Raw genomic sequence first — 18580 nt, forward strand, 5'->3', positions numbered from 1 at the left:
GCCCCGTCGGGTGTCGGGCAGCTTTTCCAAGCGCCCAGGCGCCGCTGGCGGGACTCCAGCATGCCTGCCGGAAATATGATGTGTCTCGCGCCAAAGGACAAGAGCGGCAAAGGTTGGCAACCGACTGTGATGGATGAATTTTTCGTCATCACGAGTGCGTTATCGGCAGCGATGGTCAGAGGTTCCTGAGGACCGGCGCCGCCTTGTGTCCGAGCACGCGCCACGTCCCCGCAAGCCCGAATCCGACCGTCAGCACCAGCGCGGCGACCACCGTTGCGAGCGCAACCTCCGGCAGAAACGCCGAGGGCAGCCGCATCACCTGCGCGACCACATACCAGCCGGCCAGACCGCCGGCGAACAGGGCGAAGATCGCCGTGGCGAGGCCGATCAGCGCATACTCCAGGGAGAAGGCGGCGATCAGCGTCCTTCTGGTAGCGCCGAGCGTCTTCAGCACCACCGCATCGTGGACACGGGCGCGGTTGCCTGCCGCAAGCGCTCCCGAAAGGACCAGCACCGAGGCGACAAGGGCCACGCTCGCCACCGCACGGATCGCCGTGCCGAGCTGCTCGACGATACGGTTCACAACGTCGAGCGCGTCCTTGACCCTGACGGTGGTCACAGCCGGAAAGCTACGCGTCACAGCGTTCAGCAGGCGCGCCTCCTCCGCGATGGTGGCGTCCGGCGTGGTCAGAGTCGCCAGCCAGCTGTGCGGCGCGCCGGCAAAGGTGTTGGGCGAGAACACCATGACGAAGTTGATCGACATGGACTCCCATTCGACGTTGCGCAGGCTGGCGATCCTGGCGGTGATGTCGCGGCCGAGCACGTTGACGGTGACCGTGTCGCCGATATTCAGTCCGATCTCGCCGGCCTCCTGCGCGGAGAAGGAGACGAGCGGCTCACCCGAATAGTCCTCCGGCCACCACTCGCCCGCCGCCAGTGTCGAGCTCTCCGGCAGTTTCCTGGCGTAGGTGATGCCGCGATCCCCGCGCAGGACCCATGCGCCTTCCGGCGGCACCTGAACCTTCTGGACGTCGATGCCGTTCAACTGGACGATGCGTCCGCGCAGCATTGGAACACGTACCAGCTTGCCGCCGGGCGCCTGCTCGGCGACGAAGGAGGCGAAGCCGTCGACCTCGGTGCTCTGCACGTCGACGAAGAAGAAGTTCGGCGCGCGTTCCGGCAGGGTGCCGGCGATCTGCCGCCTGAGATTGCCGTCGATAAGCGCAAGCGTGACGAGCAGCGTCAGTCCAAGTCCCAGAGAGAGCACCACCGACGGCGTCAGCGCGCCGGGACGATGGATGTTGCCGATAGCGAGCCTGAGCGCCACCGAACGCACGCGCGGGCTCCTCCGGGCCAGCCATTGCACCGCCTGCCCCACCGCGCGCAGTACAAGGAAGGCGAACACCACGGCGCCGACGAAGATGGTGGCGATGCGGCGATCGCCGGAAAACCAGATCGCCAGCAGCGCCAGAGCAACCGCTATGCCTGCGGCGGCGATCACATAGGGGCCGCGCGGCAGCTCGCCGGCCTCGAAGCCCAACTCGCGAAACAGCGCGGTCGCCGGCACGTCCCTGGCGCGGCCGAGGGGCAGCAGCGCGAATGCCAGCGTCACGAGCACGCCGAACAACGCCGCCATCGCCAGGGCGGCCGGGTAGATGCCGGTTTCCGCCGGCACGGGTATGAACGACGCGAGCGCGGCCTGCGCCGCGAACGGCATCAATGCGCCGAGCATGAGCCCGGCCAGGATGCCAAGACCGGCGATCAGAAGGATCTGGATGAGGTAGACGACAAAGACGAAACCGCCGGAGGCGCCGAGGCTCTTGAAGGTGGCGATCACGCCGCGTTTCCCGTCGAGATAGGCGCGCACAGCATTGGCGACGCCGACCCCGCCGACGACCAGCGCAGTCAGGCCGACCAGCGTCAGGAACTGCGAGAAACGATCGATGTTGGCCGACAGCGCCGGCGCCGCATTGAGGCGCGTCCGGATCGACCAGCCTGCCTCGGGGAACGCGGCCGCCGCCTGCTCCCGGATGCGAGCCAGGTCGGCCTCGCTCGTCCGGCTTTCCAACCGCACCTTGTAAGCGTGCTCGACTAGGCTGCCGGGCTGCACCAGCCCGGAAGCGTTCAGGCCTTCGAGCGAAAGCAGGAGGCGTGGCGCGAAGCCAAAACCCTCCGAAGCCGCGTCCGGCTCGGTGACCAACCTGGCGCGCAACTCGAAAGTCCGGGTGCCGAGCTTGATCCGTGCGCCCGGCTGGATACCAAGCCTCTCGAACAGCAGATCCGGCGCCGCCGCCCCGAAAGCCCCGTTCTTCTCGCCGAATAGTTCGGCCCGCGGCAGGGCCGGCTCGGTAACGAGTTCGCCGTAGAGCGGATAGGCGGCGTCGACGGCCTTGGCTTCGACGAGCGCCTGGTCGGAGCCGTCCTCGAGCCTGGCCATCGAGCGCATGTCCGCGCTCTCCGCCACGGTGCCCAGGCCCACAAGGAAGTCTCGCTCGGCCTGCGTGACCTGCCGCTGGTTGAGTTCGAAGCGGATGTCGCCGCCGAGCAGCGACTGCCCCTCCTCGGCGACGCCCGCGGTGACTGAACGCGCGACAGAGTTGACGCCGCCGATCGCCGCGACGCCGAGCGCGATGCACGCGATGAAGATCAGGAAACCCGACAGCCCGCCGCGCATCTCGCGAAGCGCAAAACGCAAAGCGAGGGCGAATGTGCGAGGGTTGGAGGAAGGCGTCGCGCGGCCGGTCACGCCGGTACCGCCGCTAGCGCCGGCGCCGCCTCGATACGGCCGGATCGCATCGCGACCTGGCGCGCGCAGCGGTGCGCGAGCGCAGGGTCGTGCGTGACCAGCACGAGCGTCATGCCGCGCTCGCGGGCCTTGGCGAAAAGCAGGTCGGCGATCTGCCGGCCTGTCGCCTGGTCGAGATTGCCGGTCGGCTCGTCGGCGATCAGGATGCGCGGATCGGGGGCAAGCGCCCGGGCGATCGCCACCCGCTGCTGCTCGCCTCCCGACAGTTCGCCTGGATAGTGCGTCGTGCGTTCCGACAGCCCGACGGCGGCCAGTTCCCGTTCCGCCGCGGCGAAGGGATCGGGGTGGCCGGCAAGCTCCAGCGGCACCGCGACGTTCTCGAGCGCCGTCATGTTCGGGATCAGGTGGAACGACTGGAAGACGATGCCCACGTTCCTGCCGCGAAAGGCGGCGATCTGGTCCTCGCTCCTGCCGTTGAGCAGTTCGCCGGCGATACGCACCGTGCCGGCGTCGACGCGCTCCAGCCCTGCCAGGACCATGAGCAGTGTCGACTTGCCGGAACCCGAGGGTCCAACGATGCCGGTCGCCTCGCCCTGCTCGACCTCCAGGCTGACGCCCTTGAGCACGTGCACCGATGAGGCGCCGTGACCGAGCGTCAGCGACACGTCCTTGAGCTGGATGACGGGTTCTGTCACGGACAAACTATCCTATATGGAAGGAGTATGAGGCGGGCGTCGTCTTCGTCATATGGGTTCTGCGGCATGGCTTTCAAATCGGCACTTCGTCCCGCTCTCCTCGCCTGCTTCGCGCTTGTGGCGCTGGCGGCGTCGGCGCGCGCGGAGCCCTACAGGATCGTCGGCTTCGGCGACAGCCTGATGGCCGGCTATGGACTGGATGCCGGCCAGAGCTTTCCGGAAAAGCTTGAAAAAGCGCTTCGCGCCAAGGGTCACGATGTCGTGATAGAGCAGGCGGGAGTGTCCGGCGATACGACAAGCGGCGGCCTCGCCCGGCTGGAGTGGTCGGTTCCTGGCGGTACCCGCCTTGTCATCCTCGAACTCGGCGCCAACGACATGTTGCGCGGCATCGGGCCGGAAATCACGGAAAGCAACCTCGACGCGATGCTCGCGCGCCTGGAGGAACGCGACATCGCGGTGCTGCTCGCCGGCATGCGCGCGGCGCCGAACCTCGGGCCGGACTACCAAGCCGCCTTCGATCCGATCTATCCGAGACTTGCCGAAAAGCACGGCGTCGCGCTCTATCCCTTCTTCCTCGAAGGCGTCGCCGCGGATCGAGCCTATCTGCTCGAAGACGGCATGCATCCCAATGCGGCCGGGATCGACCGCATCGTCGAAGGGATGTTGCCCGAGGTCGAAAAATTCGTGGTCGCTGCGCAACCGGCGGCTGGGCAGATCCCCTGACGCAGCGTCGGCAAGGCCCGCAGGGTCGTTGCCAAAAACCGCTTGCCCGCCGGGTTGATCGATGATTCGCTGACGGTCGAGAGTACGATTCGAGGAAGGGAGCCTGGCCATGCCGCGACTTTTCACCGCCCTCGAAATTCCGCGTGATGCCGCGCTTTCGCTCTCCCTGCTGCGTGGCGGCCTGCCTGGGGCGCGCTGGATCGACGTCGAAAACTATCACATGACGCTGCGGTTCATCGGCGATGTGGAGGGCCATGTCGCCGACGAGATCGCCAATGCGCTCGACCGGGTCCGTCGGCCTTCGTTTTCCCTGACGCTGTCCGGTGTCGGCGCTTTCGGCTCCAGAAAGCCGCATGCGATCTATGCCGGGGCGAAGGCCTCGCCGGATCTCAACGCGCTGCAGGGCGAGATCGACCGCATCTGCCAGCGGCTAGGGGTGCCGGCCGACCCGCGTCGCTTCACGCCGCATGTCACACTTGCCAGGCTTCGCAATTCGAGCCCGGCGGAAGTCGCCAAGTACCTCTCGGCGCGCGGCAACTTCGCCGCTGCGCCTTTCCGCGTCGGCCGCTTCGTTCTGATGTCGTCGCGCGATTCGGTCGGCGGCGGGCCCTATGTCATCGAGGAAGCATGGCCGCTCGCGGCAACCGAGGCGCGGGTATCCAGCATTCCGGCGCCAAGCGCCCAGCAAAACTGGATCATGCGATAGGCGGCTCATCGGACACCGGCTGAAAGTCGCCGTGCGGAGCAACGGGAGTTCGCGATGCCGCGGGAAAAGCTCGACAAGCCGTCCGTCGAGGAGGCCCTGACCAGGCTGGAGGGCTGGGCGCTCGCCTTAGACGGACTTTCGATCCGCCGGACATTCACCTTCAAGAATTTCAGCGAAGCGTTTGCCTTCATGACCCGGTCGGCGCTTGCCGCCGAGAAGCTGGACCATCATCCGGACTGGTCCAACGTCTACAGGACTGTCGAGGTCGCGCTCAGCACGCACGACGCCGGCGGTCTCACCGAGCTGGATTTCGAACTCGCCAGACGCATGAACGTCTACGCGCGGGGCTGACCGATTATATCTTGCGGCGCGGCGCGGGATTTCCCACATGCCGGTCAGAGGAGAAGATCGCCGATGGCCCAAAATTACGACGCCGGCCGTTCCGCCCATCCCGACGAGGGCGAAGTGCGCAGCAAGTTCTGGCGTACCGCCAAGCGGGCTGCCCGGCAGGTTCCCTTCATGGATGAGGTGGTCGCCGCCTATTTTTGCGCGCTGGACAAGCGGACGCCGCTGCGCGCCAAGGCGATCCTGCTGGCCGCGCTCGGCTATTTCGTGCTGCCCGCCGACAGCATCCCCGACGTCATATTCGGCCTGGGCTTTACCGACGATGTCGCGGTCCTGACTGCGGCGATCGCAGCGGTTCGCGCGCACATCACCCCGGCGCACCGGCTTGCCGCCAGCGAGGCGCTTGCCTCGGACTGACTGGCGTATCCGCGAGCGCGCGGGCGGAAAAGTCAAACTGTTGCCGTTTTCCTCCTCTTCAAAACGGGCTAGGGATGAAGCGGGCGCCATGTGTCTCGACGCCGCCTGCGGCACGGTCAAATGTTGAAATCGATCCTTTGCGAAGGATTCATCATTTGGTAACTCAGATTAAATCAAAATGAACCCAACGGGCTTGGGTCGCATCCGGCCATCAATCCAATCAGCACCGGCAGCCGGCAAAAACACAGGAAGACGAAAAGCAATGCGGGGTTTGATATCCATATTCGCGGCTCTGGCGATGACCGTGTGCGCCGGGCAGGCCTTTGCCCAGTCGGCCCGCAAGATGGCCGAGCACGGCGACTGGGCGACCTACAGCTACCAGGCGCAGAACGGCAAGGTCTGCTACGTGCTGACGGTGCCGAAGCCGAAGTCCATGCAGCCGGCCACCGTCGATCACGGCTCGATGTTCTTCTTCGTCAGCCAGCGGCCGGGCCAGGCGGTGTCGTTCGAGCCCCAGTTCATCGCCGGCTACGCGCTGCGCGAAGGCTCCAAGGTGTCCGTGTCGATCGGCAACAAGAAGTTCACGATGTTCACCAAGGGCAAGTCCGCGTGGGTCGAGAACGCCGCCGAGGAGCCGATGCTGATCGCGGCCATGAAGGGTGGCGACACGATGCAGGTTCAGGCGCAGTCCGGCCGCGGCACCAAGACCAGCTACTCGTTCTCGCTGAAAGGCATAACCGCAGCGCTGGATTCGATCGCCGGCTGCAAGTAGCCCGGCAAGACAGAGTTCCCCGGCGAGCGACCGGGACGAGAACCCCGCCTCCTCCGGCGGGTTTTTTGTTTATTTTGACGGACTGAAGGAACGAAAAAGGCCGCGCACGAGGCGCGGCCTTTGACCGTGTCTGGCGGAGAGGCTGGATCAGGCCGCCTCTTCCTGCTCGGCTTCCTCGTTGTCGGCCTTGGCGCCGCGCTTCGGTCCCTTGGCCAGATTGACCTCGATGAGGCGGATGGCCTCGGTCTCCGACAGGCGGTTGACGGCGGCTAGTTCACGCGCCATGCGATCGAGCGCGGCTTCGTAGAGCTGGCGTTCGGAATAGGACTGCTCCGGCTGGTTGTCGGCGCGGTAGAGGTCGCGCACCACCTCGGCAATCGAAATCAGGTCGCCGGAATTGATCTTCGCATCGTATTCCTGGGCACGGCGCGACCACATGGTGCGCTTCACGCGGGCGCGTCCCTGCACCACCTTCAGCGCACGATCGACATAGTCGGTCTCGGAGAGCTTGCGCATGCCGATCGATGTCGCCTTGGCGACCGGCACCTTCAGCCGCATCTTGTCCTTCTGGAAATCGATGACGAAGAGTTCAAGCTTGTGCCCAGCAACTTCCTGTTCGTCGATGGCGACGATCTGGCCAACGCCATGCGCCGGATAGACGATGTACTCGTTGGTCTTGAACCCGTGACGCTGCGCTGACTTCTTCTGCTGGGTGGTGGTTGCCATTACGCCCTGAACTCCTTCGTTGCGGCAGCCGGTCGAGCCGGCAAGCCTGGATGCGTCAGCCTCACCAAGGCCGAACCCTTGCGGTGACAACGGCGCAAAAAAACGGAACAGCCCCAAACCGGCGATGACGCAGTAAAACGCCCGCCTGGCCCAGATTACCCTGGTCCGTCGTCAGATTGCGCCTTTCAATGATTACGGCGTTCGCGCCATGATTGACGTTTTGCCACCTGCATATTTTGCATACCTAGCACAAAAAGGCGCAAGAATCAACAATTTGCTGCATACGCGAAGGTTTCCGCCGCCCTGCCGGGCGCGGACTGGTTAATGCCGGATTGGGAAACGCGCTGCGACGCGCGCCTCTTACGCAACGTCAGTCAGTCGCCTTCGCCGGGCTCCGCTGAGAAGTACTTCTCGAACTTGCCCGCGACGCCGTCGAACTCCTTGGCGTCCGCCGGAGGCTCCTTCTTGGCCGTGATGTTGGGCCATTTGACGGCGTATTCCGTGTTGATCTCGAGCCATTTCTCGAGGCCCGGTTCGGTATCCGGCTTGATCGCGTCGGCCGGGCATTCCGGTTCGCAGACGCCGCAGTCGATGCACTCGTCCGGATGGATGACGAGCATGTTCTCGCCTTCATAGAAGCAGTCGACCGGACACACCTCGATGCAGTCCATGTACTTGCACTTGATGCAATTGTCGGTGACGACATAGGTCATAGGCGCTCCGGGACTCTTCCCGCATTTCAAGCAATTTTCGTGAGTTAGCCCGTTTGCAGGGGGCTTGCAAGGCTGGCGGTTCCGGTTCGGGGCCGCGGCGTGGAATGCCATTCCAGGCGAGGGCGCCGTGCCGCCGCTACTGCCTGTCGCGAAGGCGGTCAGTGTCGCGCCGCTCGCGCTTGGTGGGCCGGCCGCTGCCGGCGTCGCGCAGGGGCACGAGGGCGTCCGCCGGCGCGGCCTTCGCGGGCGCCGGCGGCGACAGATCCTCGTAGAGCTTTCGAGCCTCTTCGGCCGGACCCCTGCGTACGCCCGCGCCAACAACCTTGTAGACGAGAATGCGTCGGTCGAGCGTAATGGTCAGGACGTCACCCGGCTTGATCAGATCCGATGCCTGCGACACCTTGTCACGATTGATGCGGACGCGGCCGGCGACGGCAAGCCGGGCGGCCAGCGTGCGCGACTTGACCACCCGCGCAAAGAACAGCCATTTGTCGATGCGCTGGCGGGTGCCCTCCATCGACGCCGAAGGCTATTTCTTCAGCTGGTCGCGCAATGCCGCGAGCTTGGCGAAGGGCGACAATGGATCGATCCGGGCCGGGCGTTCCTCGCGACGAGCCTGGAAGGCGGGCTTGGATCCGCGCTCGGCGCCGTCCTGCGACCTGCCCTTGCGGGTATCCTGACGGCTGTCGCGCTCCGGCCGGCCCTTGTTGCGGTCCCGGCCCGGCTTGGCCTGGCCTTCGCCGTCCTTGCCGTCGCGGCGGCCACGCCCCTGCCGGTGACCTGCCTTTTCGCCGTCGGCCCGACCGCCGGAATGGCGCTGGCGCTGGTCGTGCCGGCGGCCGCCCGCCGGACGCTCGAAGCGGCCCGGGCGCCACAGCAGGATAGGCTTGCTCTCCTCTGCCGGCGTTTCCGGCTGCGACACGGCTTCCGGCTCGGCCTCGGCCGCGCCGGCAATCGAGCCGGAGTCTGCCGTGCCATCGGGCGTCTCGCCGGCATTCCGGGCAGGCTCAGCGGCTGCGGGATCGATAGTGTTCGACACATCTTCGGACGCGGCGACGGCGGCTTCGTCCGGCGACGACGGTTCGACCACCGCAGCTTCCGAAACGGCAGGTTCGCCCGGAGCGTCTTCGGGCGCCGCCGCTGCGTCGGCCTGGTCGGCTGCCCCTTCGGCGCTCTGCCCGGCCGCTTCTGTTGTCGCGTTCGCCTCTGCTTCGACCGCGGCTTTCTGGGCAGCTTCAGCCTTGGCGGCTGCGGCCTGTTCGGCCGCCTCGCGGGCGGCCAGGTCGAACGCATCGAGCTTCGCCTTCACATCTTCGGCGGGCTTCGGCTCGGCGCGGTAGCCGAGGCCCTTGAGGATCTCTTCCATGTCTTCGGCATTGGCGCCGAGGATCGACATCATCGCCGGCGTCACGATAAAGGCCTGGCCATCATAGGCCCCGTCGGGGCGAGGACCGAGCCCCGCCTTCCAGCCCAGCGCGGGACGGATGAGATCGGCAAGCCGCTCCAGGATGTCGACGCGGACCGCGCGTCGGCCGAGCGGCCGGAAGCCGGCAAGCTTGTAGAAGGTGCGGTCGAATTCGGGGTCCACCACCACAGAGGTGCGGCCGGAGGCAAGCGCGTTGACGATGTCGCCGAAGCCGGGCTTTTCCTTGCCGTCGTTCTTCAGCGCCCAGAGCAGGGTGATCAGGCCTGCCGGGGCCGGCTTCACGAGAGCCGGCACGAACACGTGGTACGCGCCGAAGCGCACGCCGAGCCGGCGCAGAGCGGCGCGGCCGGTCTGGTCGAGCGACTTTACGTCATCAGCGATCTCGCGACGGTTGATCAGGCCGAATTCCTCGGCCAGACGGAACGCGATGCCGCGGCCGATGCCGGCGATCTGGTCAGCGGACCGGAGCTCGATCAGCGGCTTCAGCAACGACTCGATCTGGTAGTTGACGAACCGTTCGGCTCGCGCCGCGACCTTGTCGCGCGCCGGCCCCGTGAGCTGTTCGTCCGCGAGCAGGATGACGCGCGGCTTGAGGGCATCCTCGCCGGCGGCAAGCGCCCCGATCGGCGCGCCGATCCAGCGCAGGACGCCATCGGAACCAAGCGCGATGTCGCCGTTGGCGCACGCGGCGAACCGTTCGGCCCGCGTCTCGAACTCGGTGGCGAGCACCTTCTGCGCGGCCGTCCTGATGGCCTTGCCGTCTTCGCCGTTGGCGCTCTGGTCCGCGGTGAAGCGGAAGCCCTGCAACTCGCCGACGTGGTGACCTTCGACCATCACCGTGCCGGATGGGCTGATTTCGGCTTCAAGCATTGTATTTTCCCGGAGGCGCCGCACAAGGACGGAAGTCCTGCGGTCTACGAACCGTTTCGTCAACCGCTCATGCAGGGCATCCGACAGTCTGTCCTCTATTTCGCGCGTCTTTTCCTGCCAGTGTGTCGGATCGGCAAGCCAGCCGGGCCGGTTTGACACGAAGGTCCAGGTCCTGATCTGGGCGATGCGTTGCGAGAGGGCGTCGATATCGCCATCGGTGGAATCCGCCCGGCGAACCTGTTCGGCCATGTAGTTCTCGTCGACATGGCCCTTGCGGGCGAGATCGTCATACATGGAAGCGATCAGGTCGGCGTGCTGGGCCGGCGCGATCCTGCGATAGTCGGGGAGCGCACAGGCCTCCCACAACAGCTGCACACGCTCGCGGCCGGTGGCGAGGCTGCGGATCGTCGCGTCACGCGACAGCTGGTCCAGCGCCTGCTGGTCGACGGCCGGAAGGGCGCGCGTCAATCCCTCGACCGGCGCCGGCGTCTCGATCGACCGCTGCAACGCCTCGAGGCTGGCGAAGTCGAAGCCGGCGGTTCGCCATTGCAGGACCTTCACCGGATCGAAGTCGTGCGCCTCGATCTTGTGCACCAGTTCGTCGTCGAACGGATCGACCTGGCCGGTGACGCCGAAGGTGCCGTCGCGAAGATGGCGTCCTGCGCGACCGGCGATCTGGCCGAGCTCGGCGGCCGACAGGTCGCGGTACTGATAGCCGTCGAACTTGCGGTTCTGCGCGAAGGCGACGTGATCGAGGTCGAGGTTCAGCCCCATGCCGATGGCGTCGGTGGCGACAAGGTAGTCGACGTCGCCCGACTGGTAGAGCGCGACCTGGGCATTGCGCGTGCGCGGCGAGAGCGCGCCGAGCACGACCGCCGCGCCGCCGCGCTGGCGGCGCACGAGTTCGGCGATGGCGTACACCTCGTCCGCCGAGAAGGCGACGATGGCCGAGCGGGAAGGCAGCCGCGTCAGCTTCTTCTGGCCGGCGTAGGCGAGATGGGACAGGCGCGGGCGCGTCACCACCGAAACGCCTCTCAGGAGCTTCTCCAGGATGCCGCGCATGGTGGCGGCGCCGAGCAGCAGCGTCTCCTGGCGTCCGCGCAGGTGCAGCAACCGGTCGGTGAAGATGTGTCCGCGCTCGAAATCGCCGGCGAGTTGCACTTCGTCGATGGCGACGAAGGCGGCATCCGTCTCGCGGGGCAGCGCCTCGACCGTGCAGACGGAGTATCGCGCGCCTGGCGGCACGATCTTCTCCTCGCCGGTGACCAGCGCCACCTTGTGCGCCCCGACCTTTTCGCACACGCGTCCGTAGACCTCGCGCGCCAGAAGCCGCAGCGGCAGGCCGATCAGACCGCTCTCATGCGCAACCATGCGTTCGATGGCGAGATGCGTCTTGCCGGTGTTGGTCGGTCCGAGCACGGCGGTGACGTCGCGGCCGGACAGAACCAGCGGCTCATTCGACTTTGCATGGATCGTCATGGGATCGGAACGGGGCCTTCCTGGCTGCTCGTTGCAGTCGGCATCGCTGGCGGCGGCATGGCCGCATCGTCCGCAAGGGGACCGGCAACACATAGGGTTTCGCCGCACCGAACGAAAGGAAAAAACGCGTGGTCCCGGCGCGCCGGAATTAAGCAATGGAACGAGTCTGGAACGAATCAGCGACGAATCACTGACTCGACGCGATTCCCTTTTTGTTCATGCCTACATCTAGCCGACAGGCCTTCCAGGCGCACCAGATGCTGAATCGCCGGCGTTCTCCGGACTGAAGCAATTGGGCGAAGCCGGGCAAAAGAGTTAACGGCGGGGCGCCGATACCGGCGTGACCGACGCAATGCAACCCAAGTCGATGATTTCGTTAATGATTCCCTCTAGTTGCCCGAGCCTCCAGATGCAGGGTTCCGCCATTTCCGTTAACCTTTGGAGCAAAGGCGGAACGAATCGGCGACGAATCACTGCGGGCGACGGTTTCCCCTTTCGTTCTCCGCAACATGTTGTGGCGAGACGCTGTGAGGCGACTAAAGAACTTCAGCCTTGCGCACGTTGGCGCTCTTGCGGTGCGGCAGCCGTTAACCAATGCGTGCCGATGCGGCACACCTGCAGGCTGGGCCTCGGGGTGGAAAATAGCTGTGACTTGTCCGCCTGGCGGCGATGCGCCTTGCCATTGCCGATTGAAAGAAGACGCCGACGGGTGTCCATTTCCGTTGGGGGAACCGTAGGAGGAACCATTGTCCAAGAGACTTCTGGCCGAGTTTCTCGGCACGTTCTGGCTGGTGTTCGGGGGATGCGGCGCCGCGGTGCTTGCCGCGGCCTTTCCCGATCTCGGCATCGGATTTGTCGGCGTTGCGCTTGCCTTCGGGCTGACGGTGCTGACGATGGCCTTCGCCGTCGGCGGCATATCGGGCGGGCACTTCAATCCTGCCGTTTCCGTTGGTATGGCCGTCGCCGGCCGCTTCGATGCCAAGGACCTCGTTCCCTATGTCGTGGTACAACTGATCGGCGCAGTGGTCGCGTCCACGCTGCTCTACCTGATCGTCAGCGGGAAGGCGGACTTCGCCGACATCGGCAGCTTCGCAACCAACGGCTACGGCGGGGCGTCTCCGGGCCAGTATGGGCTCGGGTCGGCCCTGATCATCGAGTTCGTCCTGACCTTCATGTTCCTGATGATCATCCTCGGCTCCACCCACGGCCGCGTTCCGGCGGGCTTCGCGCCGATCGCCATCGGCCTCGGGCTGACGCTGATCCACCTGATTTCGATCCCGGTGACCAACACGTCCGTCAATCCGGCCCGCTCGACGGGGCCCGCGCTCTTCGTCGGCGGGGTGGCGCTCCAGCAGCTCTGGCTCTTCTGGGTCGCACCGATCGCCGGCGCGGCGGTTGCCGGTCTCGTGCACAAGGCGTTGCTGGAAAAGGACTGATTGGCTGCGCTTTCGAACGGAAACGGCGCCCAACTGGGCGCCGTTTCAATTCCCGGGGCGAAGTTTCCGGCCAGCCAGGCCTGGCCGTCAGGCGAAATACTGGCCGCCGTTGGCGGAGATCGTCGAGCCGGTGATAAAACCGGCGTCGTCGGAGGCGAGGAACACGACGCAGCGGCCGATTTCCTCGGGCTCCCCGAGCCGGCCGACGGGGATCTGCGGGATGATGCGTTCGTTGAGCACCTTCTCATCGATCGCCTTGACCATCTCGGTGGCGATGTAGCCGGGGCAGATCACGTTGACGGTGATCCCGGCGCGCGCGCCTTCCTGCGCCAGCGCCTTGGTGAAGCCGATGTCGCCGGCCTTCGACGCCGAATAGTTGGCCTGCCCGGCCTGGCCCTTCTGGCCGTTGATCGAGGAGATGGTGATGACGCGGCCGAACTTGCGGTCGCGCATGCCGCTCCAAAGCGGGTGCGTCATGTTGAAGACGCCGGTCAGGTTGGTGTCGATCACCTCTTTCCACTGCTGCGGCGTCATCTTGTGGAACATCGCGTCGCGCGTGATGCCGGCGTTGTTGACCAGAACGTCGACCGGGCCGAGGTCGGCTTCCACCCGGGCGATGCCGGCGACGCAGGCGTCGTAGTCGGCGACCGACCATTTGTAGACCGGAATGCCCGTCTCGGCCTTGAACCGCTCGGCAGCCTCGTCATTGCCCGCGTAGTTGGCCGCCACCTTGTAGCCGGCGGCCTTCAGCGCAAGCGAGATCGACGCCCCGATGCCACGCGAACCTCCGGTGACGAGTGCAACTCTGGCCATTCAGTGTTCCTCCCTGACTTCTCTTGAGCGCAGCGGGCCGATCGCTGCCGACCGTGCCCGCCGCATTGTTGCCTGGCAGATTTCACATCGCTTCGACGCACATGGCAACGCCCATGCCGCCGCCGATGCAGAGCGTGGCGAGACCCTTCTTCGCCCCGCGCCGCTTCATTTCGTAGATCAGCGTGTTGAAGACGCGGGCGCCCGACGCTCCGACCGGGTGGCCGATCGCGATCGCGCCGCCGTTGACGTTGACGATGTCGGGGTTCCAGCCCATGTCCTTGTTCACCGCGCAGGCCTGCGCCGCGAAGGCTTCGTTGGCCTCGACCAGGTCGAGATCGCCGACCGACCACCCTGCCCTTTCCAGCGCCTTGCGCGAGGCCGGGATCGGGCCCGTGCCCATGATCGCCGGGTCGACGCCGGCGGTCGCCCAGGAAACGATGCGGACCAGCGGGGTCGCGCCGCGCCGCACAGCCTCCTGCTCGCTCATCAGAACGACGGCCGCGGCGCCGTCGTTGATGCCCGACGCATTCGCGGCCGTCACGGTGCCGTCCTTGTCGAAGGCGGGCTTCAGCTTACCGACCGTCTCGAGCGTCGTACCCGCGCGGATGTACTCGTCGTCGGCGACGACGACGTCGCCCTTGCGGCCCTTGACGGTGAACGGAACGATCTCGTCCTTGAAGCGGCCGGCCTTCTGCGCGGCTTCCGCCTTGTTCTGCGAGGCGACGGCGAACCTGTCCTGCTCGTCGCGGGTGAGCTGCCACTGGCGGGCGACGTTCTCCGCCGTAATGCCCATGTGATAGCCGTGGAATGCGTCGGTCAGCCCGTCCTTGATCATCGTGTCGACGAGCTTGAGGTCGCCCATCTTCACGCCTGCACGCAGATACTGGGCATGCGGCGCCATGGACATCGATTCCTGGCCGCCGGCGACGATGATCTTGGCATCGCCCGACGTGATCTGCTGCATGCCGACCGCGATCGCCCTCAGGCCCGACCCGCAAAGCTGGTTGAGGCCCCAGGCCGTCGTCTCCTGCGGGATGCCGGCCGCCATGGCGGCCTGTCGCGCCGGGTTCTGGCCCTGCGCGGCGGTCAGGATCTGCCCGAGGATCACCTCGTCCACCTCCTTGCCGTCAACGCCCGCGCGAGCCAGCGCTTCCTTGACCGCGACGGCGCCCAGATCATGGGCGGGCACGTTGGCGAAGGCCCCGTTGAAAGAGCCGACAGGGGTGCGGGCGGCGCCGGCGACGACGATGGAAGAGGACATGGCTTACTCCAAATGGGTGCAGCTGGACGTACGATTTCCGGACTTTTCTGGGCGTTTCCCTCTGTCGAGTCAAACCGGAAATCGGTGAACGCCGCCGCGCTGGCGGGGATGCCGGGTAATGCTGCGCAGCATAATTTGCCGGCAGCGCAGCATAGCACTTATCCCGCAGTGCACAAAGCACTTGGAAATACGATACTTTTAGGCATATCCTGCCGGCAAAGGCGCAATCGCTGCCGGGGCTCACGGGGGCTGCCGGTCTTCTGGGAGGATGACGATGCCCGCCAAAGACGACCCGGTCGTGATCAAGAAATACGCCAACCGCCGTCTCTACAACACCGGAACAAGCACCTATGTGACGCTCGAGGATCTCGCCGAGATGGTGAAGAAGGGCGAGGATTTCACGGTGCAGGACGCAAAGTCCGGCGAAGACATAACCCACCCCGTGCTTACGCAGATCATCTTCGAGCTGGAGCACAAGGACGGGCAGAACATGCTGCCGATCCCGTTCCTGCGCCAGCTGATATCGTTCTACGGCGACCAGATGCAGATGGTTGTGCCGAGCTTCCTGGAGCAGTCGATGATCGCCTTCGCCAAGGAGCAGGAACGCTTCCGCGAACAGATGAATTCCGCCATGGGCAAGGGTCCGATGGAGATGATGAAGATGGCCACTCCGATGAAGGCCATCGAGGAGCAGACGCGCCGCAACATCGAACTCTTCCAGAATGCGATGCGCCTGTTCGCGCCGTTCCCGCCGGGCGCCTCGGGCGACAGACCGGGAGAGCGCGCCGAGGCGGACCCCGCCGAAGGCGACGACCTCAAGGAGTTGCGCGACCAGATCGCGGCGATGCAGCGCAAGCTCGATACGATGGGCCGGCAGTAGGCGCAGCCTCGTCCCAAGAACCGTTGACCCGAACACGCGCGGGTCGAGGGGCCGGCCCGAGAGCCGGCCTTTCCTGTTTCAGTAGCGTCAGTTCAGGCTGATGTCGCGCCCCGCCGCCCGCAGCGAGACGGAGAAACCGGCGAGCACGTCGATCAGCGCGATCATCATCAGCACGAAGAAGACGGGGTGGGCCGCGCCACGCACCAGCAGGAACTCGACCAGGAACGCGACGAAGACGAAAGTCGACAGCAGATGGTCGATCACCGACGCGTTGGACGTGCGCGTGGCCTTCACAATCTCGACGAAGAAGAGCAGCAGCGCAATCACGATCATCAGGATGCCTGACGTCATCGAGAAGTCGCCGCCCGACATCATCCGGAACGAGAACAGTTCGATCTGCCAGGGATCGCCGTTGGGGCCTGTGCCGAACAGGCCGGCCAGCCCGAGATTGTACAGGATGAAGGAAACGACAAGCAGCGGCACGCTGGACAACATGGCTTTCTCCCCGGGGAACTTCCTGCCGACCTGTAGAAAGGGCGATTGCGACCACGTCAAGGTGGCATGCGAGGCGGCGCCGATCCTGGGTGTTCGGCGAGGTTCCGGTCGACAATCATTTTGAAGGTTTCGTAATATAAGCTCACCAAATGTGATCGGGGGCGGGCCCGGTTCTGTGGCAGAAATCGCCGCCGCAGCCGCAGGCAGGCGCAAGAGCTTTCGAGGGCGAACAAAGATGGCCGGCAAATATTTCGGCACGGACGGCATCCGTGGCAAGGCGAACACGTTTCCGATGACCGCGGAAGTGGCGATGAAGGTCGGCATGGCCGCCGGGCTTTCCTTCCAGCGCGGCAGCCACCGTCATCGCGTCGTGCTCGGCAAGGATACGCGGCTTTCCGGCTACATGATCGAAAATGCCATGGTGGCGGGGCTTACTGCTGCCGGCATGGACGTGTTCCTGCTCGGGCCGATCCCGACACCGGCCGTGGCGATGCTCGCCCGCTCGCTGCGCGCCGACATGGGCGTGATGATCTCGGCTTCGCACAATCCCTATTTCGACAACGGCATCAAGCTGTTCGGGCCGGACGGCTACAAGCTCTCCGACGCCATCGAAGGCAACATCGAGGCGATGCTGGAGGAAAGCGTCGAGATGACGCTTGCCGAGTCCGATGCGCTCGGGCGCGCCAAGCGCATCGACGGCGTGCACGACCGCTATATCGAGTTCGCCAAGCGCACCCTGCCGAAGTCGATGTCGCTCTCCGGGCTGAGGGTGGTCGTCGATTGCGCCAACGGCGCGGCATACAAGGTGGCGCCGGAAGCACTCTGGGAACTGGGCGCCGAAGTGTTCCCGATCAACGTCGAGCCCAACGGCTTCAACATCAACCAGGAGTGCGGCTCAACCCACCCGGCCGGCCTGTCGAAGAAGGTGCACGAGGTGCGCGCCGACATCGGCATCGCGCTCGACGGCGACGCGGACCGCGTCGTCATCGTGGACGAGAACGGCGAGGTCATCGATGGCGACCAGATCATGGCGCTGGTGGCGGAATCCTGGCTCCAGTCCGGGCGGCTTGCGGGCGGCGGCGTCGTAGCCACCGTGATGTCGAACCTCGGCCTCGAGCGCTTCCTGTCGGGCCTCGACCTCGAGCTTCACCGCACCAAGGTCGGTGACCGCTACGTCGTCGAGCACATGCGGGCGCATGGGCTGAACGTCGGCGGCGAGCAGTCGGGCCACATCGTGCTTTCGGACTTTTCCACGACCGGCGACGGGCTGGTCTCGGCTTTGCAGGTGCTGGCCTGCGTGAAGCGGCAGGGCAAGCCGGTGAGCGAGGTGGCGAAGAAGTTCGAGCCGGTGCCGCAGTTGCTGAAGAACGTCCGCTTCTCCGGCGGCAAGCCGCTCGACCAGGCGCCCGTCAAGGCCGCCATCGAGGAAGCGCGCGATCGCCTGGGCAAGTCGGGCCGGCTGGTGATCCGTCCGTCAGGCACCGAACCTCTGATCCGGGTCATGGCCGAGGGCGACGACCCGGGCCTCGTCAGGCAGGTGGTCGACGACCTCGTCGACGTGATTTCCGAAGCGCGCAGCGCGGCCTGACGGCGCGCTGACTTTGCGCCGGGCGGGCAGCCGCCCTACATTGGGAACGGGCCCAACGCAGATCGCAAGGAAGCCGCCATGGATGCCAAGACCTATCCCGTGACCCGCACCGACGCCGAGTGGCGCGAGAAGCTCACCCCCGAGCAGTATCAGGTTATGCGCAACCATGGCACCGAACGGCCGGGGAGTTGCGCCCTGCTTCATGAAAAGCGGGCCGGGACCTTCAGTTGCGCCGGCTGCGACCAGCCGCTGTTCGCCTCCGGGCTCAAGTTCGAGAGCGGGACCGGCTGGCCGAGTTTCAACGACCCGGTCCCCGGGGCCGTCGAGACGACGGTCGACCGCGGATACGGCATGGTTCGCACCGAGGTCCACTGCTCGCGCTGCGGCAGCCATCTCGGACACGTCTTCGAGGACGGCCCGCCGCCGACCTATCTGCGCTATTGCATCAATGGCGTCGCCCTGAATTTCCAGCCTGGCTGAGCCGAGCGC

Annotated in this window: 18 protein-coding genes; 9 read left to right on the forward strand and 9 right to left on the reverse strand. The window is 65.8% G+C overall.

The annotated features are described in order from the left end of the window. Window positions 1–175: 175 nt before the first annotated feature. Window positions 176–2674, reverse strand: a complete 2499-nt coding sequence (locus tag ABUE31_RS08315) for an ABC transporter permease (RefSeq protein WP_367723596.1) — start codon at window positions 2672–2674, stop codon at window positions 176–178. A gap of 68 nt (window positions 2675–2742) precedes the next feature. Then, complete coding sequence (locus tag ABUE31_RS08320; RefSeq protein WP_367723061.1) at window positions 2743–3441, reverse strand: ABC transporter ATP-binding protein; 699 nt, start codon at window positions 3439–3441, stop codon at window positions 2743–2745. 66 nt (window positions 3442–3507) lie between these two features. Here ABUE31_RS08320 and ABUE31_RS08325 point away from each other — a divergent pair, with 66 nt between their 5' ends. The 5 genes from ABUE31_RS08325 (at window position 3508) to ABUE31_RS08345 (ending at window position 6404) form a co-directional block, all read left to right on the forward strand. Beyond that, window positions 3508–4164, forward strand: coding sequence for an arylesterase (locus ABUE31_RS08325; protein ID WP_367723062.1), 657 nt, complete (start codon window positions 3508–3510; stop codon window positions 4162–4164). 109 nt (window positions 4165–4273) lie between these two features. After that, the gene (thpR, locus tag ABUE31_RS08330; protein WP_367723063.1) at window positions 4274–4870 is read left to right on the forward strand and encodes an RNA 2',3'-cyclic phosphodiesterase; all 597 of its coding nucleotides are present in this window, start codon (window positions 4274–4276) and stop codon (window positions 4868–4870) included. A gap of 54 nt (window positions 4871–4924) precedes the next feature. Continuing rightward, on the forward strand, window positions 4925–5221 hold the full coding sequence (locus tag ABUE31_RS08335; RefSeq protein WP_367723064.1) for a 4a-hydroxytetrahydrobiopterin dehydratase: 297 nt from the start codon (window positions 4925–4927) through the stop codon (window positions 5219–5221). A gap of 63 nt (window positions 5222–5284) precedes the next feature. Beyond that, window positions 5285–5632, forward strand: coding sequence for a YkvA family protein (locus tag ABUE31_RS08340; RefSeq protein ID WP_367723065.1), 348 nt, complete (start codon window positions 5285–5287; stop codon window positions 5630–5632). A gap of 262 nt (window positions 5633–5894) precedes the next feature. Next, on the forward strand, window positions 5895–6404 hold the full coding sequence (locus ABUE31_RS08345; RefSeq protein ID WP_367723066.1) for an invasion associated locus B family protein: 510 nt from the start codon (window positions 5895–5897) through the stop codon (window positions 6402–6404). A gap of 147 nt (window positions 6405–6551) precedes the next feature. On the opposite strand, the gene ABUE31_RS08350 is transcribed toward ABUE31_RS08345, so the two are convergent. The 4 genes from ABUE31_RS08350 to ABUE31_RS08365 all read right to left on the reverse strand — a co-directional run bounded on the left by ABUE31_RS08350 (window position 6552) and on the right by ABUE31_RS08365 (window position 11618). After that, window positions 6552–7130, reverse strand: a complete 579-nt coding sequence (locus ABUE31_RS08350; protein ID WP_367723067.1) for a CarD family transcriptional regulator — start codon at window positions 7128–7130, stop codon at window positions 6552–6554. 374 nt (window positions 7131–7504) lie between these two features. Continuing rightward, window positions 7505–7843, reverse strand: a complete 339-nt coding sequence (fdxA, locus tag ABUE31_RS08355) for a ferredoxin FdxA (RefSeq protein WP_367723068.1) — start codon at window positions 7841–7843, stop codon at window positions 7505–7507. Between the two features lie 136 nt (window positions 7844–7979). Then, entirely contained in the window at window positions 7980–8360 is a 381-nt protein-coding gene (locus tag ABUE31_RS08360; RefSeq protein ID WP_367723069.1) for an RNA-binding S4 domain-containing protein, read from the reverse strand. A gap of 12 nt (window positions 8361–8372) precedes the next feature. Further along, window positions 8373–11618, reverse strand: a complete 3246-nt coding sequence (locus ABUE31_RS08365; protein WP_367723070.1) for a helicase-related protein — start codon at window positions 11616–11618, stop codon at window positions 8373–8375. 746 nt (window positions 11619–12364) lie between these two features. On the opposite strand from ABUE31_RS08365, the gene aqpZ reads away from it, so the two are divergent. After that, on the forward strand, window positions 12365–13054 hold the full coding sequence (aqpZ, locus tag ABUE31_RS08370) for an aquaporin Z (protein ID WP_367723071.1): 690 nt from the start codon (window positions 12365–12367) through the stop codon (window positions 13052–13054). Between the two features lie 87 nt (window positions 13055–13141). Here the strand turns inward: aqpZ and ABUE31_RS08375 are convergent, their stop codons facing one another. Further along, complete coding sequence (locus ABUE31_RS08375) at window positions 13142–13867, reverse strand: beta-ketoacyl-ACP reductase (protein ID WP_367723072.1); 726 nt, start codon at window positions 13865–13867, stop codon at window positions 13142–13144. An 82-nt stretch (window positions 13868–13949) separates the two neighbouring features. After that, window positions 13950–15128 (reverse strand): acetyl-CoA C-acetyltransferase, encoded by a 1179-nt coding sequence (locus tag ABUE31_RS08380; RefSeq protein WP_367723073.1) that lies wholly within the window; start codon window positions 15126–15128, stop codon window positions 13950–13952. A gap of 274 nt (window positions 15129–15402) precedes the next feature. On the opposite strand from ABUE31_RS08380, the gene phaR reads away from it, so the two are divergent. Next, the gene (phaR, locus tag ABUE31_RS08385) at window positions 15403–16008 is read left to right on the forward strand and encodes a polyhydroxyalkanoate synthesis repressor PhaR (RefSeq protein ID WP_367723074.1); all 606 of its coding nucleotides are present in this window, start codon (window positions 15403–15405) and stop codon (window positions 16006–16008) included. An 87-nt stretch (window positions 16009–16095) separates the two neighbouring features. On the opposite strand, the gene ABUE31_RS08390 is transcribed toward phaR, so the two are convergent. Continuing rightward, on the reverse strand, window positions 16096–16503 hold the full coding sequence (locus ABUE31_RS08390) for a hypothetical protein (protein WP_367723075.1): 408 nt from the start codon (window positions 16501–16503) through the stop codon (window positions 16096–16098). Between the two features lie 235 nt (window positions 16504–16738). On the opposite strand from ABUE31_RS08390, the gene glmM reads away from it, so the two are divergent. Further along, window positions 16739–18091, forward strand: coding sequence for a phosphoglucosamine mutase (glmM, locus tag ABUE31_RS08395; protein WP_367723076.1), 1353 nt, complete (start codon window positions 16739–16741; stop codon window positions 18089–18091). Between the two features lie 78 nt (window positions 18092–18169). Continuing rightward, window positions 18170–18571, forward strand: a complete 402-nt coding sequence (gene msrB, locus ABUE31_RS08400; RefSeq protein ID WP_367723077.1) for a peptide-methionine (R)-S-oxide reductase MsrB — start codon at window positions 18170–18172, stop codon at window positions 18569–18571. Window positions 18572–18580: the final 9 nt, after the last annotated feature.

The sequence above is a fragment of the Mesorhizobium marinum genome, from assembly GCF_040813675.1.
In the GTDB taxonomy this organism is placed as follows: Bacteria; Pseudomonadota; Alphaproteobacteria; order Rhizobiales; family Rhizobiaceae; genus Mesorhizobium_K; species Mesorhizobium_K marinum.

Coding starts and splice junctions, on each gene's coding strand:
- ABUE31_RS08315 (WP_367723596.1), bottom strand. CDS start 2,674: ATGCGCGGCGGGCTGTCGGGTTTCCTGATCTTCATCGCGTGCATCGCG.
- ABUE31_RS08325 (WP_367723062.1), top strand. CDS start 3,508: ATGGCTTTCAAATCGGCACTTCGTCCCGCTCTCCTCGCCTGCTTCGCG.
- thpR (WP_367723063.1), top strand. CDS start 4,274: ATGCCGCGACTTTTCACCGCCCTCGAAATTCCGCGTGATGCCGCGCTT.
- ABUE31_RS08335 (WP_367723064.1), top strand. CDS start 4,925: ATGCCGCGGGAAAAGCTCGACAAGCCGTCCGTCGAGGAGGCCCTGACC.
- ABUE31_RS08340 (WP_367723065.1), top strand. CDS start 5,285: ATGGCCCAAAATTACGACGCCGGCCGTTCCGCCCATCCCGACGAGGGC.
- ABUE31_RS08345 (WP_367723066.1), top strand. CDS start 5,895: ATGCGGGGTTTGATATCCATATTCGCGGCTCTGGCGATGACCGTGTGC.
- ABUE31_RS08350 (WP_367723067.1), bottom strand. CDS start 7,130: ATGGCAACCACCACCCAGCAGAAGAAGTCAGCGCAGCGTCACGGGTTC.
- fdxA (WP_367723068.1), bottom strand. CDS start 7,843: ATGACCTATGTCGTCACCGACAATTGCATCAAGTGCAAGTACATGGAC.
- ABUE31_RS08360 (WP_367723069.1), bottom strand. CDS start 8,360: ATGGAGGGCACCCGCCAGCGCATCGACAAATGGCTGTTCTTTGCGCGG.
- ABUE31_RS08365 (WP_367723070.1), bottom strand. CDS start 11,618: ATGACGATCCATGCAAAGTCGAATGAGCCGCTGGTTCTGTCCGGCCGC.
- ABUE31_RS08375 (WP_367723072.1), bottom strand. CDS start 13,867: ATGGCCAGAGTTGCACTCGTCACCGGAGGTTCGCGTGGCATCGGGGCG.
- ABUE31_RS08380 (WP_367723073.1), bottom strand. CDS start 15,128: ATGTCCTCTTCCATCGTCGTCGCCGGCGCCGCCCGCACCCCTGTCGGC.
- phaR (WP_367723074.1), top strand. CDS start 15,403: ATGCCCGCCAAAGACGACCCGGTCGTGATCAAGAAATACGCCAACCGC.
- ABUE31_RS08390 (WP_367723075.1), bottom strand. CDS start 16,503: ATGTTGTCCAGCGTGCCGCTGCTTGTCGTTTCCTTCATCCTGTACAAT.
- glmM (WP_367723076.1), top strand. CDS start 16,739: ATGGCCGGCAAATATTTCGGCACGGACGGCATCCGTGGCAAGGCGAAC.
- msrB (WP_367723077.1), top strand. CDS start 18,170: ATGGATGCCAAGACCTATCCCGTGACCCGCACCGACGCCGAGTGGCGC.